Below are 3,084 nucleotides of genomic sequence, written 5' to 3'. Positions count from 1 at the left end.
CGCCGGTACCGGTCGGAGGCGGCCTGCCGGCGTGGGCGGGGGTGCCCGGGCAGCCGTCGGGGGTGGCCGGCATCGCGCCGGGGGTGCCGGGGGTGCCGGGGGTGCCTGGGGTGTCGGGGGTGTCGGGGGTGTCGGGGGGGCTGTCGGTTGATCCGGCGACCGCGCAGAGCGCGGTCGTGCACGACCGGCGCCGCGTGCATCCCCTCAAGCCCGGCCGGATGCGGATGGGGCGCTCCCGCGACAACGAGATCAACGTCGGGGATCTGCTCGCCTCCCGGCACCACGCCGAGCTGCACATCTCCCTCGGTGGGGTGGAGCTGGTCGACCTCGCGTCGGCGAACGGCACGTTCGTCAACGGCCACCGGATCAGCCGGGCCCCGGTGATGCAGCGCGACGTCATCGCCATCGGCCATCACCTGTTCCAGCTCGAGGCCAGCTCGCTGGTCGAGTACGTCGACTCCGGGGACGTCGCCTTCGAGGTCCAGGACGTCTCCGTCTTCGCCGGCAGCAAGCAGCTCATGCACGACATGACCTTCCGGCTGCCCGGCCGGTCCCTGCTCGGCGTGGTCGGCCCCAGCGGCGCCGGCAAGTCCACCCTGCTCAACGCGCTCACCGGCTTCCGGCCCGCCGACCGCGGCTCGGTGCGCTACGCCGGCCGGGACCTCTACGCCGAGTACGACGAGCTGCGCCGCCGCATCGGCTACGTGCCCCAGGCCGACCCGCTGCACGACCAGCTCACCGTGCGCGAGGCCCTGCTCTACGGCTCGGAGCTGCGCTTTCCGGCCGACACCACCGCGGCCGAGCGCCGCGCCCGGGTCGAGGAGGTCATCGGCCAGCTCGGGCTGACCGCCCATGCCAACACCCGGGTCTCCCAGCTTTCCGGCGGCCAGAAGAAGCGCACCAGCGTCGCGCTCGAGCTGCTCACCCGACCGTCGCTGCTCTTCCTTGACGAGCCGACGTCCGGCCTCGACCCGGCCAACGACCAGTCGGTGATGGAGACGCTGCGCGGCCTCGCGAAGGGCGGCGGCGCCGGGTCCACCGACGAAAGCGGCCGGACCGTCATCGTCGTCACGCACAGCGTGCTGTTCCTGGACCTGTGCGACTTCATCCTGGTGCTCGCCCCCGGGGGCCACGTCGCCTACTTCGGCCCGGCCGACGGGGCCCTGCGTTTCTTCGGCAAGCAGGACTTCCGCGAGTTCGCCGCGGTCTTCCGGGAGCTGGAGGCCACCCCGGGCGAGCAGATGGCCGCCCGCTTCCGGGCGTCGGAGTTCTTCGTGCCCTCCGCGGTCGTGGCGCCGGCGGTGCGCAAGGCGCCGCCGGAGCTGCCCAGCGTCCGCCAGCAGCCGGTGACCGCGCAGCTCTCGACGCTGACCCGCCGGTACTGGCGGGTCGTCCTCGCCGACCGGTCCTACCTGCGTCTGATCATCGCCTACCCGTTCCTGCTCGGCATCGTGCCGCGGGTGCTCAAGGCTCCCGACGGCCTCGGCCCACTGCCGCAGTCGCCGAACGCCGACGCCACCAAGGTGCTCGTGGTGCTGGTGCTGTGTGCCTGCTTCATGGGGATGGCCAACTCGATCCGGGAGATCGTCAAGGAACGTGCCATCTACCGGCGGGAGCGGACGATCGGGCTGTCCCGTACCGCCTACCTCGGTTCCAAAATCATCCTGCTGACCGCCATCACGACCGCGCAGTGCCTGGTCTTCACGCTCATCGCCGTGGTGGGTCGCACTCCGCCGCAGGCCGCCGCGCTCGGCTCGCCGCTGCTGGAATGCCTGCTGGCGGTGATCGTCGCGGCGTTGGCGTCGATGATGATCGGCCTGTTCGTCTCCACCCTGATCGACAACGCGGACAAGGCGATGCCGATCCTCGTCCTGGTGACCATGGGCCAGCTCGTGTTCTCCGGCGGCCTGACCTCCATGACCGGGCGGATCGGGCTGAGCCAGATCAGCTACCTCGTCCCGGCCCGGTGGGGGTTCGCGGCGCTGGCCTCCACCGACGACATCAACGTGGTGAGCAAGCTCGGCAACCCGACCCTGCGCACCGACCGCCCCGACCGGCTCTGGGAGCACAGCGCGGGCACCTGGGCGCTCGACATCGTGATCGGCATCGCCATCGGCGGCGTCGCGCTGGTGCTCACCACGCTCATGCTGCGCCGGATCGAACCCAAGGTCACCCGGGCGGCGGACGCCGCGCCGGCGGGAGGCACCGGGCCGCGCGGATTCAGGCCCGGCCCCCCGGTCCAGGGCCAGTCGCAGCCGCCCAAGGGCCGGCTGCCCCTGCGCCGCTGAGCAGGTCGGCGACCTCCTCGCACCAGAAGGCCAGGCCGCAGAGCTGGTAGGTCAGCGGGCCCGCGGTGAGCGCGGGGCGGTTGTGCTCGAACAGCACGTGCCCGGCGATCTGCACGGCCCAGCTTGCCGCGAACACCGGCAGGCCGATCCTGGGCCGGGCGAGCACCACCGGCAGCGCGAAGGCCACCCCCGGGATGCCGACGAGATGGGTCAGCCGGATGGCCCGGCCGGTGTGCTGGGATCGGTAGTACGCCATCTTCTCGGCGAACGGGGCCGAACGGTCGGGCACCGCCCCGCCGCCCGTCCCGGATCCGCGCGCCCCGCGTCGGATGTTCATCGCCGTCCGCCTCCTGCCGCCGTGGCCCCCGCCGGCCATCGCACTCGCCGGCCGTGGATCCGAGGTCAAGATCTCCGCGGGGCCCGGGTCTGGCTCGCCCGCCGCCCGCTCGTTCGGTCGTATCTACGTTGCCAGGTACCGCGCCCGCAGGGTAGGACCCAGGGATGGGCAAGGCGAGCGAATCGGTGCAGGTGGGTACGTCCCGCCCGGGTCGCCTGCTCGCCGTCCTGACGGCCGCGACGCTGCTGCAGTGGCTCGGTTCCTTCGCCATCGCCCCGCTGCTGCCGCTCTACCTGGCCGACCGGCACGTCTCCGCCGCCGGCGTCGGGGTCGTGATGGCGGCGTTCTTCCTCGGGGCCCTGCTGTCGCAGTACGCCGCCGGGCGGGCGGCGGCGGCCCGCGGTCACCGCGGGGTGCTGCTCGCCGGGCTCGCCGCCTACGCCGCCGGCTGCCTCGGCC

Annotated in this window: 3 protein-coding genes; 2 read left to right on the top strand and 1 reads right to left on the bottom strand. The window is 73.1% G+C overall.

Annotation, left to right across the window (positions count from 1 at the left end; translation table 11 throughout):
- On the top strand, nt 1–2,288 hold a 2,288-nt coding region (locus ND748_RS28995), incomplete at its 5' end, for an ATP-binding cassette domain-containing protein (RefSeq protein WP_251749368.1).
- Here the strand turns inward: ND748_RS28995 and ND748_RS28990 are convergent.
- Nucleotides 2,221–2,625 carry a DUF962 domain-containing protein gene (locus ND748_RS28990; protein WP_251749367.1) on the bottom strand — a complete coding sequence of 135 codons (405 nt, stop codon included), beginning with the start codon at nt 2,623–2,625 and terminating at the stop codon, nt 2,221–2,223. The genes ND748_RS28995 and ND748_RS28990 overlap by 68 nt on opposite strands.
- A gap of 164 nt (nt 2,626–2,789) precedes the next feature.
- On the opposite strand from ND748_RS28990, the gene ND748_RS28985 reads away from it, so the two are divergent.
- Nucleotides 2,790–3,084: MFS transporter (locus tag ND748_RS28985; RefSeq protein ID WP_374216064.1), on the top strand; the 295-nt coding region annotated here is incomplete at its 3' end.

The sequence above is a fragment of the Frankia sp. AiPs1 genome, from assembly GCF_023716945.1.
In the GTDB taxonomy this organism is placed as follows: Bacteria; Actinomycetota; Actinomycetes; order Frankiales; family Frankiaceae; genus Frankia.
This window is presented reverse-complemented; position numbering and strand designations above follow the sequence as displayed.

What these genes read in the sequence shown, in the direction of transcription:
- ND748_RS28990 (WP_251749367.1), bottom strand. Translation starts at nt 2,625, where the DNA reads ATGAACATCCGACGCGGGGCGCGCGGATCCGGGACGGGCGGCGGGGCG.